Annotated in this window: 10 protein-coding genes; 3 read left to right on the top strand and 7 right to left on the bottom strand. The window is 68.2% G+C overall.

What is annotated here, in order from left to right; all coding sequences use genetic code 11:
• Positions 1-3 precede the first annotated feature (3 nt).
• Positions 4-786, top strand: a complete 783-nt coding sequence (locus WKR98_RS17835) for an IclR family transcriptional regulator (protein ID WP_124689377.1) — start codon at positions 4-6, stop codon at positions 784-786.
• Positions 787-804: 18 nt separating this feature from the next.
• Here WKR98_RS17835 and WKR98_RS17830 read toward each other — a convergent pair whose 3' ends face one another.
• From WKR98_RS17830 to ku, 3 genes are all read right to left on the bottom strand, one after another.
• A complete protein-coding gene (locus WKR98_RS17830; protein ID WP_341434243.1) occupies positions 805-1,674 on the bottom strand; it encodes a hypothetical protein in 870 nt (289 codons plus the stop codon).
• Positions 1,675-2,129: 455 nt separating this feature from the next.
• Positions 2,130-4,550, bottom strand: coding sequence for a DNA ligase D (gene ligD, locus WKR98_RS17825; protein ID WP_341434242.1), 2,421 nt, complete (start codon positions 4,548-4,550; stop codon positions 2,130-2,132).
• Positions 4,551-4,571: 21 nt separating this feature from the next.
• Positions 4,572-5,438 (bottom strand): non-homologous end joining protein Ku, encoded by an 867-nt coding sequence (gene ku, locus WKR98_RS17820; RefSeq protein ID WP_341434241.1) that lies wholly within the window; start codon positions 5,436-5,438, stop codon positions 4,572-4,574.
• 170 nt (positions 5,439-5,608) lie between these two features.
• On the opposite strand from ku, the gene zapE reads away from it, so the two are divergent.
• Positions 5,609-6,703: a cell division protein ZapE gene (gene zapE, locus WKR98_RS17815; RefSeq protein WP_341434240.1), complete on the top strand. Its 1,095-nt coding sequence runs from the start codon at positions 5,609-5,611 to the stop codon at positions 6,701-6,703.
• 15 nt (positions 6,704-6,718) lie between these two features.
• Here the strand turns inward: zapE and WKR98_RS17810 are convergent, their stop codons facing one another.
• Genes WKR98_RS17810 through WKR98_RS17795 form a run of 4 tightly spaced genes read right to left on the bottom strand, consistent with a single transcriptional unit; the run spans position 6,719 to position 11,930 of the window.
• Positions 6,719-7,078: a hypothetical protein gene (locus WKR98_RS17810; protein ID WP_341434239.1), complete on the bottom strand. Its 360-nt coding sequence runs from the start codon at positions 7,076-7,078 to the stop codon at positions 6,719-6,721.
• Positions 7,075-8,073 carry a tripartite tricarboxylate transporter substrate binding protein gene (locus tag WKR98_RS17805; protein ID WP_341434238.1) on the bottom strand — a complete coding sequence of 333 codons (999 nt, stop codon included), beginning with the start codon at positions 8,071-8,073 and terminating at the stop codon, positions 7,075-7,077. The genes WKR98_RS17810 and WKR98_RS17805 overlap by 4 nt, the downstream gene beginning before the upstream one ends.
• Positions 8,074-8,097: 24 nt before the next feature.
• Entirely contained in the window at positions 8,098-9,858 is a 1,761-nt protein-coding gene (locus WKR98_RS17800; protein ID WP_238160386.1) for a hydantoinase B/oxoprolinase family protein, read from the bottom strand.
• A gap of 2 nt (positions 9,859-9,860) precedes the next feature.
• Positions 9,861-11,930: a hydantoinase/oxoprolinase family protein gene (locus WKR98_RS17795; RefSeq protein ID WP_341434237.1), complete on the bottom strand. Its 2,070-nt coding sequence runs from the start codon at positions 11,928-11,930 to the stop codon at positions 9,861-9,863.
• Positions 11,931-12,089: 159 nt separating this feature from the next.
• On the opposite strand from WKR98_RS17795, the gene WKR98_RS17790 reads away from it, so the two are divergent.
• Positions 12,090-12,941, top strand: coding sequence for an IclR family transcriptional regulator (locus WKR98_RS17790; protein WP_124689385.1), 852 nt, complete (start codon positions 12,090-12,092; stop codon positions 12,939-12,941).
• Positions 12,942-13,155 lie beyond the last annotated feature (214 nt).

Raw genomic sequence — 13,155 nt, 5'->3', positions numbered from 1 at the left:
GCCATGAACAACACCTTGCTCAAGGGGCTGGCCGTCATCGAATTGCTGGCGCGCAGCCAGGGCGCGATGGGGGTCACCGACATCGCGCGCGCGCTGGGCCTGCCCAAGAGCAACGCGCACCGGCTGTTGCAGGCGCTGGCCGGGCAGCGCTACGTGATCCGCCACGAAGGCGGTTCGTACAGCATCTCGATCAAGCTCTGGGAGCTGGGTTCGGCGGCCTTGTCGGGGTTCGACCTGCGCCGCCATGCCGAAGGCGTCATGGACGCCCTCATGGACGCCACCGGCGAGTCCGTGCACCTGTCGGTCCTGGACCAGAAGGAGGTCGTCTACGTCCACAAGGTCGAAAGCCTGAATCCGGTCCGGGCCTATTCGCAGATAGGCGGGCGCGCGGCCGCCCACTGCGTGGCGACGGGCAAGGCGATGATCGCGTTTCGCACCCAGCAGTGGCTGGCGGCGATGTCCCAGGAGCTGACCGCCTACACGCCCCATACCATCGTCGATCCGGCCGCCTTCACGGCCGAGATGGCGCAGATCCGCAAGCGCGGCTATGCCGTCAATCGCTGCGAGTGGCGCGAGGCGGTCAGCGGCGTGGCGGCGCCGATACGCGACGGCATGGGCCACGTCATCGCGGCCATCGGCGTCTCCGGGCCCGACGCCAGGTTCAAGCCGCGACGGCTGCGCGAGTTCTCCGAGCGCGTGCTGCTGGCCGCCCGCGAGCTGTCGGAGGGACTGTCGGGCGGGCCGCATCACGGCCTGTCCCACGTGGCCAGCGCCTGGCGGCCCTAGCGTCCCCGCGTTCGGCGTTCAGCCGGCGCTGCCGGCCCAGTGGCCGCTGATCAGGCCGTCCGGCCGCTGCCGGGCCTGGATGCGGGCGCTGTCGGCCCAGGCGTCGCGCCTGACCTGGAGTCCGGCATAGATGCCGTAGCCCGCGCCGCAACCGATGTCGCCCCCGGCCTCGACGCCTTCGCCGGCGCGGATCGCGCCCTGGGCCAGGATGTCGCCCAGGGCCTTGATGCCCCATGCCGACTCGATGTGATTGCCGGCCGTGACGTTGCCCCCGGCCAGGATGCCCTGGACGGCCACCAGGTCGTGCCCGGCGCTGATGTCGGTGCCCGCCTTGATGCCGCGGCCGCTGCGCAGCGCGTGGCCGGCCTGGATGCCGCCGTCGGCCTGGAGCATGAGCCCGGCCACGATGTCGCCGCCGGCCTGGATGTCCCACTTGGCGCGGCAGTGTCCGCCCGCGTCGAGCTGGGTGGCCGCTTCGATGCCCCAGCCGGCCGAGACGTCGCCGCCGGCCCGGATGTGGCCGCCGCTGGCCAGGTTGCCGGCCGCCTCGATGTCGCTGCCGGCCACGATGGCGGTGCCGGCCCGTATGCCGCCGCCGGTGCAGAGATGGCGGCCGGCGCGCACCAGGGTGTCGACATTGATGCCGCTGCGGACCTCGAGCGTGCCCGCGAACACGATGGCGTGGGCATCCACGGTATCCAGTCGCAGGACCGTGTCCACCGGCCCGAACTGGTCCAGCAGCCAGCACGCATCGTCGACCCGGCCGTCGGCCACCAGGGCATCCAGGATGGCTTGATAGTCTCCGTGTCCGTTATGGTCGCGAATGAACCAGCGGTAGCCGCCGGTGCAGGGGTTCTTGGCTTTGACGAATTGCTTGGTGAGTTCCATGGTGCCATCCAGGCTGAACGAACGAGCCGGCACGCGCGCGCGAAGGGCAGCGACGTGTCGAGGCGGTGCCGCGGCGCGGCCATGGGGGCGCGCGCCGGTCGGCGTCCGAAGGGGCGGGAGCGGCGCACGGCGCCGCGAGGCCTGGAGTTAGCCCGGTTTGGACCGGGCGTAGGCGCAACGGGCGGCGGCTTCCTGCGCGTCGAGGAAGGTGGCGCGCAGCGGCCTGGAGAATCCTGAAGGCGCGAAATCGCCGTGCATGGCCGTACCTGGCGCAAAGCACCATAGGCGCAGCCCCGTCGGCAGGGGGCCCGGCGGAATCAGGCGGGCGATCTGGGCGGACAACACGGTATCGTCGTGGCAAGGGTTCCGGCCATCCCGGGCCCGGCGGAGCGGGGAAGGATGGCCGACGCGCGGGATGCTACCAGTTATGGGGAATGCGTCAAGTCGGCGGCGTTTCAGGCGTCTTCGCCCGGATCGAAATCCAGGCGCCGCATGGCGTCCGCCAGCGAGATCCGCGACCGTTCGTAGTCGGCCCAGGGCGTGTTGCCCGTGGCCAGCCGGTCGCCCAGGGTGTGCAGCGTCCAATGGGCCGAACCCGACAAGTCGTCCAGTTCCTCCCAGGCCACCGGCACCGACACGGCCAGCCCCGGCCGGGCGCGCACCGACCAGGCCGATACCGTGGTGGCGCCGAAGCCGTTGCGCAGGTAGTCGATGAAGATCCTGCCGACCCGGTTCTTCGGCCCGCTCTTGGCCACGAAATGGCTGGGCAGGGTCTGCGCCAGGTGCTGGACGATGGCGCGCGAGAAGGCTTTGACGGTGTCCCAATCGTATTGCGGCCGCAGCGGCACGATGATGTGCATGCCCTTGCCGCCGCTGGTCTTCAGGAAGGCGGGCAGCCCCAGCTCTTGCAGGAAGGCATGCACGAGCTGAGTGCCTTCGCGGATGCGCGGCCAGTCCACGCCTTCGCCCGGGTCCAGGTCGAAGGTCATGCGGTCGGGCGTGCCGATGGCATCGTCCGTGCCGTTCCAGGTGTGCAGTTCGATGGTGTTCATCTGCGCCGCGGACAACAGGCCCTGCGGGTCGTCGATCTTCATCAGCGGCGGATGGCCGGGATCGATCTCGCGCGGCAGCCGGACCACGCCGGGCAGCGCGGCGCGGTCGGCATGCTTCTGGAAGAAGAGTTCCCCGCCCACACCGTCGGGCGCCCGCACCAGAGCCACGGGCCGGTTCTTCAGGTGCGGCAGCAGCAAGGGGGCCATGGCAGCGTAGCACTGGACCAGTTGCAGCTTGGTGATGCCGCTCTGCTTGTCGATCACGCGTCCCGGATGCGTCACGCGGAAAGAGGCGGGCAGGCCGTTGCTTTGCATGGTGTCGGACTCCTTGGGCGGCGCGGCCGCCTGTTCGCGGGTGACGGCGCCGGCGGGCTTGTCCGTGCGCAGCCCGCGGAAGACGCCCTGGCGGATGTGGCCGCCGCCGGTCCATTCGGCGAAGGAAACCTCGGCCAGCAGTTCGGGACGCACCCAGTGCGCCTTGCCCAGCCCCTTCGTGTTGCGCTCGAACGGCGAGGCGGTCGCGGCCAGTTCGTCCAGGTGCTTCTTCAGGGACAGCAGGGTGCGCTGATCGAATCCCGAGCCGACGTTGCCCGCGTAGCGCAGCCGCCCGTCCTCGTCGTGCACGCCCAGCAGCAGCGAGCCCAGTCCCGCGCGCGAGCCCTGGGGATCGGTATAGCCGCCGATGACGAATTCCTGGCGGTTCTGGCACTTGAGCTTGATCCAGTCGGTGGAGCGGCCCGAGCGGTAGCCGCCGTCCTTGCGCTTGCCGATCACGCCTTCGAAGCCCAACTGACAGGCCGAGGCAACCAGGTCGCGCGGCGCGGCCTCGAACGCGTCGCTGAAACGCACGCGCGCCGGGTCGGCGTCTTCCAGCAGGCTGCGCAGCGTCGTGCGCCGTTCGGTCAGCGGCAGGCGGCGCAGGTCGCGGCCGGCGTAGAAAGGCAGGTCGAACAGGTAGTAGACGGCATGGCGCGCGGAGCCCGTCTCGAAAGCGTTCTGCAAGGCCTGGAAGTCGGGGATGCCGTGGTCGTCGGGCACGATGATCTCGCCGTCCAGCCAGGCGTCGGCCAGGTTCATGGCCGCGATGGCGGCGCGCAGTTCCTCCAGCTTGCGCGTCCAGTCCTTGCCGGTGCGGGTGTACAGGCGCACCTGGCCGCCTTCGATGCGGGCCAGGATCCGGTAGCCGTCGAACTTCAGTTCGTATTGCCAGTGTTCGGGATCGGGCGGCGGCGCGTTCACCAGCGTCGCCAATTGCGGTTCCAGCGTGGCGGGCAGCCTGGCGTAGGCCGGCGCCGGGGCGGACGCCTCCTCGGCATCGGCCTCGGGACCGGTGACCGCGTAGTCGTCCTTTTCCTTGATCAACAGCCAGGCCGGCTGCTTCTCGGCCTTGCGCATCCGCACCAGCGCCCACTGGCCGTGCAGCTTGGCGCCGCGCAGCTCGAACTTGAGCTTGCCGGCCCGATAGCCCTTGCGCGGATCCTCGAGCGGAATCCAGGTCCCGGCATCCCAGATGGCGACGTCGCCGGCGCCATAGTGGCCCTCGGGGATGCGGCCTTCGAAGCTGCCGTAGGACAGCGGGTGGTCCTCGACCTGGACCGCCATGCGTTTGACGCCAGGATCCAGGCTTGGTCCCTTGGGCACGGCCCAGCTCTTGAGCGTGCCGTCCAGTTCCAGCCGGAAGTCGTAGTGCAGGCGCCGCGCCGCATGGCGCTGGACGACGAAGGACAGGGCGTGCGCGCCGGGCTTGCCCCCTTGGGCGGGTTCGGGCGTGTGGGCGAAATCGCGCTTGGCGCGGTAGATCCGCAGGGCATCGTTCCTGGCCATGTCGGGCTCCGGTGGCCGAGGTTAGGCGCTGCGCCGGGACTTGCCGCCGCGGCCGTGCCCGCCGCCGGCGCCCGTGCCGCCCTTGTGCTTGTCCAGGCTGCGCTTGAGCAGTTCCGTCAGATCCACGATGTCGGCGGTGGGGCGGGCTTCCTCCATGGACTCGATGGAGGTGACGGCCTGGGTTTCATCGGCTTCGATCTTGGTCTGCACCAGTTGCAGGATCTTCTCCTTGAACTCGTCGTGGAACTGCTGCGGATCCCAATCGCCCGCCATGTCCTCGATCAACTGGACGGCCATCTTCATCTCGCGCGCCGAGATGCCTTCGGCGTGGCTGCCTTCCTCGGGCAGGTCGAGGTTTTCCCACGACCGGATCTCGTCGCCCCAGCGCAGCAGGTTCAGGACCAGGCCGGGCCCGGCGGGAATCAGCGCGGCCAGGTGCTGCTTGGTCTGGATGACCACGCGCGCCACGCCTATCCGCCCGGTCTTGAACAGCGCCTCGCGCAGCAGCGCGTAGACCTTGGCACCCTTGCCCAGGGGGGCCAGGTAATAGGGGCGTTCGAGATAGATGAACGGAATGGCGTCGGCCGCCACGAAGGTCTCGATCTCTATGGTTTGCGTGGATTCGGGATAGGCGGCGCGGATCTCGTCGTCGGACAGCACGACGTAGCGACCGTCTTCATAAGCGATGCCCTTGACGATGTTCTCGCGCGCGATCTCGCGGCCGGTGCGCTTGTTGACGCGCTTGTAGCCCACCGGGTCCATGCTGCGCTTGTCCAGCCAGTCGAAGTCCAGGTCGTTTTCCTGGGTGGCGGTGTACAGCGCCACCGGAATGTGGACCAGGCCGAAACTGATGGCGCCTTTCCAGAGTGTGCGTGCCGTGGTGGCCATGGCCGTTCCCCTTGTGGTGCGGAATCGTCACGTCCAGCATATCCGAGCCCGGGGCCGGAGGCGGTGAAAATCCTGGGCGAACTGGTAGCAGAGTGTTATCGGGCGGCCCAGGGGCGCGGGGCAGGGCGTCCGCCCGCTGGACGTATACTTTCGTCTTTTGCCCGACCGTAATGAACGTCCGCGAATACTATGAACAAGCCCTGGCCGAGCGCGGGTTCGCCCCGGATTCGGCCCAGCGTGCCGCCATCGAGCGCCTGCAGCGCTATTACGATGATTGGGTGGAGTTCAAGTCGCTGCGTTCCAATGCCCTGAAGCGCCTGTTGAACCGGCCGGGCGTGCCGCGCGGCGTCTACATGTGGGGCGGCGTCGGGCGCGGCAAGAGCTTCCTGATGGACGCCTTCTATGCCACGGTGCCGGTCCAGCGCAAGACGCGGCTGCATTTCCACGAGTTCATGCGCGGCGTGCATCGCGAGCTGGACGAGGTCAAGGGCATGGCCGATCCGCTGGACGAGGTGGCGCGCCGCATCTCGCGCCGCTACCGGCTGATCTGCTTCGACGAGTTCCACGTCTCGGACGTGGCCGACGCCATGATCCTGTACCGGCTGCTGCTGGCGCTGTTCGCCAACGGGACGTCGTTCGTGATGACGTCCAACTACGAACCCTCGACGCTGTACCCCGACGGCCTGCATCGCGACCGCATCCTGCCGGCCATCGCGCTGATCCAGGAAAAAATGGACGTGATGAACGTCGATTCCGGCGTGGACTATCGCCGGCGGGCGCTGGAGCAGGTCGAGATCTACCACAATCCGCTGGGTCCGGAGGCGGACGAGGCGCTGGAGAAGGCCTTCGCCGCGCTGGCCGACACCCCGCCCATCGAGCCGCCGGTGCTGTCGGTCGAGAACCGGCAGATCAAGGCCCGCAAGCTGAGCGGGACGGTGGTGTGGTTCGACTTCGCGACGCTGTGCGGCGGGCCGCGGTCGCAGAACGACTACCTGGAACTGGCCAGCCGTTTCCACGCGGTGATCCTATCGGACGTGCCCAGCATGGGACCGCGGCAGGCGTCCGAAGCCCGGCGCTTTACCTGGCTGGTGGACGTGTTCTACGACCACAAGATCAAGCTGATCATGTCGGCGGCCTGCGAGCCCGAGGAGCTTTACACCGAGGGTGCGCTGGCCAACGAGTTCCACCGGACGGTGTCGCGCTTGCTGGAGATGCAGTCCCGGGAATACCTGGATGCCGAGCGGCGGGAGACGGTGCTCTTGTAGCCGCCCGGAGCCGGCTCAATGGCCGGCTTCCAGTGATCCCAGCGAGGACTCGAGCCCGTCGAGCAGGTTGGCGGCGCTCTCGGGAAGCGCCGGGTCGCGGGCCAGCGACTGCAACAGCAGGAGCAGGCTGCCCGCCGTTGCCGCTTCATAGCCCGCATGCGCGAAATGCGGATCGAGCGACCCGTCGCGCGCATATTTCCCGTGCAGGAAATCGAGCAGGTCGATCTCGAAGTCGGCAACGGTGACGTTGCCGATGCCCATCACGCACGAGCACGGCCCGCCGCGCAGCGGCAGGTGGCGCTGCACCAGGCCCTGCCAGCGGCCGGCCAGGGCAACGGCCTTGAGCCGCGAGGAGGTGGCGCGCGGCGTGTTCACTCGAGCTTGATACCGATTTTCTGCGTCAGGGCGCGGAATTTCTCGACCTCGGCTTTCCTGAAGTCGCCGTATCCGGCCGGAGTCGAGGGCAGCGGCACCTTCGCGGTTTCGGCGAAGGCCTTGAGCAGGTCCGGGTCCTTCAGGATCTTCTGCACCGTGGCGTTGATCGCCGTGACGATGGCGGGAGGCGTGCCCGCCGGCGCTTCCAGTCCCACCCATGACGACAGCGCGAAACCCGGAATGGTCTCGGACATGGCGGGCACGTCGGGCAGGGCCGGGCTGCGATCACGGGTCGTGACGGCCAGTGCCTTGACCTTGCCGGCCTGCACGCTGGGCAGCACCGAGGTGTCGCCGAACAGGTAATCGATCTGTTCCCCCAGCAGCGCGGTGAACGCCGGCGCCGTACCGGGGAAGGGGATGTGCGTGGCCTTGGCCCCCGTGGCCTGGTTCAGCATCTCGCCGGCCAGATGGGGCACGCTGGCTGGGCCCGACGAGCCGAAGTTCATGGAACTGCCCTTGCGCTGGAGCGCCGTCAGCAGGTCGGACAGGCTGCCGTACGGCGAGCGTTCGGGCACGGTCAGGATGAAGGGGCTGTCGGACAGCAGCGCCACGGGGGCCAGGTCCTTGAGATAGTCGTAGGGCAGTTGCTTGAACAGCGATGGCGCGATGGCGTGCTGGGTCACGCTGATCAGGAGCGTGTAGCCGTCGGGTTTGGCCCGCGCGACGTAGCTGGCGCCTATCGTGGTGCCTCCGCCGGCGCGCGATTCGACGACGACGGGCTGGTTCCATTCACGGCCCAGGTACTTGGCGACGGTGCGGGCAAGAATGTCGGCGCCGCCGCCCGGGGCGTAGGGAACGACCAGGATGACCGGCCGTGAGGGAAAGGCGTCGGCGGCCAGGGCCTGGGCCGGGCCGGCAGCCAGGACGGCGCAGGCCGCGGCGCCTATGGCGGCCATGCGGGCCGCTTGCAACGAATCGAGTCTTTCGGACGTCATGGTGTCTCCTCTGGGGTGGAACGGTCAGCCGCGGGCGTCTTGCCTGAGCCGCCTTGTTGCCGTGACGTCGATTCTGTCGTCGTCGATCACGACCTGGTAGATGTCACGCGCGTTGCCGGCGCTGACGTAGCCTTGCCGTACGTCGTCGAGCACGGACTCGGGATCTCTTTCGGCGGGCGGGCCGAAGCCGCCGCCGCCGCCCGCGCGCAGGTGCAGCGTGTCGCCGGCCTTGAGGCGTTCGTTGCGTATCTTGCCGGCCACGGTCTGGGGCTGGCCCGAGCCGTGGCGGGTCACGATGACCTCGTTGGGCAGGCCGGCGTGGCCGCCGTGCAGCCCCCAGGGCGCGCATTGCATGCGGTCGGCCTGGACGTCGACGGACAGGGTCGAGCGCGCCCGGACGACGACCTCGGTGCCCAGCCCGCCCCGGTACTTGCCGGCGCCGCCGGAGTCGGGACGCAGGGCGTGGCGTTCGATCAGGATGGGGTACTTGGACTCGAGCTGTTCGCAGGGGCTGTTGTGGGTGTCGCCGTCGTTGGAACAGACCACGCCGCTCATGCCGTCGGCCGACTGCTTGGCGCCCCAGCCGCCGCCGGTCGGGCCGATGAAGCCGATGAAGAACTGGCCATCCGCCGGGGCGATGCCATGGAACATCGCGATCACGAGATCGGCGTGGTGCGCGGCGATGGTGCGGTCGGGAATCGCGCTTGCCAGCGCCTTGAAGATCGTGTCGACCACGGTCATGGGGAAGGTCATCCACTTGCGCATGGCCGCGGGCTTGATGGCGCTGACCACCGTTCCCTGCGGCACGATCACTTTCAGCGGCCGGAAGCTGCCCTCGTTGATGGGGTAGTCCGTGGGCGAGGTCAGGCACTTGTAGGCGACCTGCGCGCAGGAGTAGCCGGTGCTGGGGCCCGAGTTGAAGAAGCCGCGCACCTGGGGGCTGATGTCGGACAGATCGACGGTAAGCTCGTCGCCTTGCTTGATCACGCGCACCTTGATGGGCACGGGCCTGCCGATGTCCAGGCCGTCGTCGTCCATGAAGGACTCCGCTTCGTAGACGCCGTCGGGAATCGACAGCGTCCGCTGCCGGGCCGCGGCCTCGGACTGGTCCATGATGTTCAGGATGGCGCCCAGGACGGGCCCGCGGCCGTATCGCTCCAGCAGTTCGGAGAATCGCCGCGCGCCGGTGGTGACCGCCACGATCTGCGCGCGCAGGTCGCCCATCGCCCGTTCGGGCAGGCGGACGTTGGTGCGGATGATCTCGACCAGGTCCTCGTTGACGACGCCCGCTCGCTGGTATTTGAGCACCGGGATCTGGATCCCTTCGGCGTAGATGTCCGAAGTGACGCCGCCCAGCGCGCCACCGACGTCGGGCCAGTGCGCCATGCAGCAGGCCCAGGCCGTGAGCCGGCCGTCGAAGAAGATGGGTTGGCTGAAGGTGAAGTGGTTGAGGTGGCTGCCGGTGATGTAGGCGTCGTTGGTCACCAGGATGTCGCCGGGTTCGATGCCGTCGCTGCCGTACCGGTCCAGGTTGGCCTTGATCGTGTTGGCCATGCCGCGGATGAAGCTGGGAAGGCCGATGCCGATGGAGACGGTTTGTCCGTCGGCGGTGAACAGGCCCACGGTGAAGTCCAGCGCTTCATAGATGATCATGTTGTAGGCCGTGCGCATGAGGTTGGTCTTCATTTCCTCGGTCACGGCCAGGACGCCGTTGCGGACGATCTCGGTCAGGACGGCGTCCGGGCGCGGAATGTCCATGTCGGGCAGCGCGGAAGGGGCGGGCATGGTCAGCAGGCTCCAAGTTCGATATGCAGGTTGCCGTAGGCGTCCACGGCAAGGCGGTCGCCGGGAAACACGACCGTGGTGGAGGCGTGTTCCTCGATCAGGGCGGGGCCGTCGATGCCGGCCCCCGCGGGCAGGGCGTCGCGCTGGAACACCGGAGTCTCGACGTCGCGGGCCTCGGCCGAGAAATAGACGCGGCGATATCCCGCGCGCGCGGCTTCGATCGATCTGCCGGGGGACGCGGAGAGCTCCTCCATGGGGGGCTTGGGCATGACGCCGGTGGTGGCGGCGCGCAGCGTCACGATCTCGACGGGTTCGCCGGGCGCGCAGGTGCCGTACCGCTGCTGGTGGACGAGATCGAACTGGGCCTTGATGGCGGGCTTGTCGCCGGATCGCAGCGCGGATTCGTCCAGATCGACCGTCACGGAATGCTCCTGTCCCACATAGCGCATGTCGGCGGAATAGGAGACGGAGGTCGATCGGGGCCGGACGGTGCTGCTTTCCAGGGCCGCGCGGCCTTGGCTGGCGAGTTGGTCGAGCTGTTCCATGACGTCGTCCAGGCCGACGTCGGCCAGCTTCGCGAAACTGGTGCGGACGTAGTCGTAGCGCAGATCGGAGTGCAGCATGCCGAAGGCGCAGAAATGGCCCGGCGCCCGGGGGATGATCACGTGACGCATGCCTATTTCGCGCGCCACGGCGGCGGCGTGCAGGGGGCCGGCGCCGCCGTAGGCGACCAGCGTGAACGAGGCGGCGTCCAGGCCGCGCTCCGTCGATACGCCCTTGACCGCGTAGGACATCTTCGTCGCCGCGATGCGCAGGATGCCTTCGGCCGCCTGTTGCACGTCCAGGCCCAGGGGCGAGGCGACACGGGCGTCGATCGCCCGGCGGGCCGCGTCGATGTCCAGCGGCATCTGTCCGCCCAGGAAGCGGTCGGCGCCCAGGCGGCCCAGGACCAGGTTGGCATCGGTGACGGTGGGGGCCTGGCCGCCGCGGCCATAGCAGGCCGGCCCCGGCGCCGCGCCGGCGCTGCGGGGGCCGACGCGCAGGGCGCCGCCATGATCGAGTTCGGCGATGCTGCCGCCGCCCGTGCCGACCTCGAAGACATCCACCAGCGGGATCTGCACGGGCAAGCCTTCGTTGTAGCCGCCTACCAGCGCCAGGTTGCCGGTCAGGATGCGACCGTCCAGGATGACGCCGGCCTTGGCCGTCGTGCCGCCCATGTCGAAGGCCACGGCATTGGCGATGCCCAGGCGGGCGCACAGCGCGTGGGTGCCGACGACGCCGGCAGCCGGCCCAGATTCCAGCATGCGCACGCATTGCTGCCGGGCCTGGTCGGGGACATACAGGCCGCCGGTCGACTGGACCAGCAGGAACGAGCCGGCGAAGCCCTGGGCTTGCAGATGGCCCTCGATTTCGCCGATGTAGCGGCTGACCGTGGGGCCGACATAGGCATTGGCGACAGCGGTCGAGCAGCGTTCGAACTCGCGGTACTCCTGCGACAGTTCGTGCGACGCGGTCACGAAGGCCTGGGGCAGGCGGGACTGCACGATGGCCTTGACCCGGGCCTCGTGGGCCGGATTGGCATAGCAATGCAGCAGCAGGATGGCAACGGCTTCGACGCCCTGGGCAACCAGGTCGTCGCAGATGCGATGCACCTGGGCCTCGTCAAGCGCGGCATGGACGGTGCCGTCGGCGGTCATGCGCTCGGCGACCTCGAAGCGCAGCGCGCGTTCGACCAGCGGGACATGCTTGGAGAAGAAGAGGTTGTAGGCATCAGGGCGGTTGATGCGGCCGATCTCGTAGATGTCGCGGAAGCCTTCCGTGATCAGCAGCGCCGTGCGCGCGCCCTTGCGCTCGAGCAGGGCGTTGATCGCCACCGTCGAGCCATGCAGGAATATCTCGGCATCCTCGAAGCGTGTGTCCGCCTGGCCGACGCCGCTGGCGATGCCTTCGACCAGATGGTCGGGGGTGCTCAGGGATTTGCCCAGCGACAGATTGCCGGTTCCGGCGTCGAAATAAGCCACGTCGGTGAAGGTGCCCCCGATGTCCGCGGCCAGCCTGCTGCCTGTTCTCATGAAATCCAGCCCTCGTGATGAATCGTTGTCTTTTTTATAAGGTAACCTAGGTTACCTGTAATCGTCAAAGAGATGGATATAAGAAATTAATTCCATTAAAATCAAAAACTTAATGGAGAGTAACTATGGTTTTCATGAAAATTCGAACGGTTGCGAACCATGGATGAACCCCAGCAGGCGCCGGCCCTTAACGACGCGGCGGACGCCGGCGAATCGGCCAAGGTCGAGCAGATCGCCGCCGTACAGCGCGCGTTCGAGGTCGTGGAGGCCCTGGCGGACGCCAGGGACGGGTTGTCGTTCACGGACATCGTCGGCCTGCTGGCGGTGAACAAGGCCATCGCCTTCAAGCTGCTCAACACGCTCGTCGCCTGCCGCTATGTCTTCCGCGATCCCGCGTCCGGGCGGTATTGCCTGACGTTCAAGCTCAGCAACCTGGGCCTGCGGAAGATGTCCCGATCGCTGTTGCTGGACCAGAGCAATTCCATCCTGCGCGAACTGGCGGATGCCACCGGTGAGCTGATCCGGCTGGCCGTGGCCGAAGGCGACAGCATCACCTGGGTCTCTTCCATCCTGGCGCAAAGCCGGCTGTTGCAGCTCAATCCCAGCTATGGCTTCGAAGTGCGGCTGCACCTGCATGCGGCCGGCAAGGCCTGGTTGTCCACCATGAGCAGCGAGCGCGCGTTGGGGCTCGTGCTGCAACGCGGCCTGGAGCCCGCTACCGAGCATTCGCTCGCCACGGTCGAAGCGATCCTGGACGACCTGAAGCTGTCTGCCCAGCGGGGCTATTCGATTTCCTACGAAGAACATTCCCTGGGCGTGGGCGCGATCGGCGTACCCGTGATGGTGCGCCGGTTCGGCGACCACAAGGAATGCGTGGGCGTGGTGACGCTGGCGGCGCCGTGCGCCCGGATGAACCGCCAGGCGCTGGAGGACATCGCCCCGCGGGTCAAGGAAACGGTGGCGCGGCTTGCGGCGATCTGGCCGGTGGGGGACGGCCGCACTTACTCGTGATCTGACAAAAAATGCCCCCACGCTTGCCGCTACGCGGCGGCGCTGCCCCCCGAGGGGGTGCTTTTTGCCTTGGGGCGGCCCGGCGGCAAAAAATGCCCCCACGCTTGCCGCTACGCGGCGGCGCTGCCCCCCGAGGGGGTGCTTTTTTGCCTTGGGGCGGTCCGGCGGCAAAAAAAGGGGAAGCGTGTTCGCTTCCCCTTGGTGAGCCGTCCGG

The organism is Pigmentiphaga sp. YJ18, from assembly GCF_038066655.1.
Taxonomy (GTDB): domain Bacteria; phylum Pseudomonadota; class Gammaproteobacteria; order Burkholderiales; family Burkholderiaceae_B; genus Pigmentiphaga.
Note: the sequence above shows the minus strand (reverse complement) of the source record. Positions and strands in the feature narration are given on the sequence as shown.

What these genes read in the sequence shown, in the direction of transcription:
- WKR98_RS17835 (WP_124689377.1), top strand. Translation starts at nt 4, where the DNA reads ATGAACAACACCTTGCTCAAGGGGCTGGCCGTCATCGAATTGCTGGCG.
- WKR98_RS17830 (WP_341434243.1), bottom strand. Translation starts at nt 1,674, where the DNA reads ATGGAACTCACCAAGCAATTCGTCAAAGCCAAGAACCCCTGCACCGGC.
- ligD (WP_341434242.1), bottom strand. Translation starts at nt 4,550, where the DNA reads ATGGCCAGGAACGATGCCCTGCGGATCTACCGCGCCAAGCGCGATTTC.
- ku (WP_341434241.1), bottom strand. Translation starts at nt 5,438, where the DNA reads ATGGCCACCACGGCACGCACACTCTGGAAAGGCGCCATCAGTTTCGGC.
- zapE (WP_341434240.1), top strand. Translation starts at nt 5,609, where the DNA reads ATGAACGTCCGCGAATACTATGAACAAGCCCTGGCCGAGCGCGGGTTC.
- WKR98_RS17805 (WP_341434238.1), bottom strand. Translation starts at nt 8,073, where the DNA reads ATGACGTCCGAAAGACTCGATTCGTTGCAAGCGGCCCGCATGGCCGCC.
- WKR98_RS17800 (WP_238160386.1), bottom strand. Translation starts at nt 9,858, where the DNA reads ATGCCCGCCCCTTCCGCGCTGCCCGACATGGACATTCCGCGCCCGGAC.
- WKR98_RS17795 (WP_341434237.1), bottom strand. Translation starts at nt 11,930, where the DNA reads ATGAGAACAGGCAGCAGGCTGGCCGCGGACATCGGGGGCACCTTCACC.
- WKR98_RS17790 (WP_124689385.1), top strand. Translation starts at nt 12,090, where the DNA reads ATGGATGAACCCCAGCAGGCGCCGGCCCTTAACGACGCGGCGGACGCC.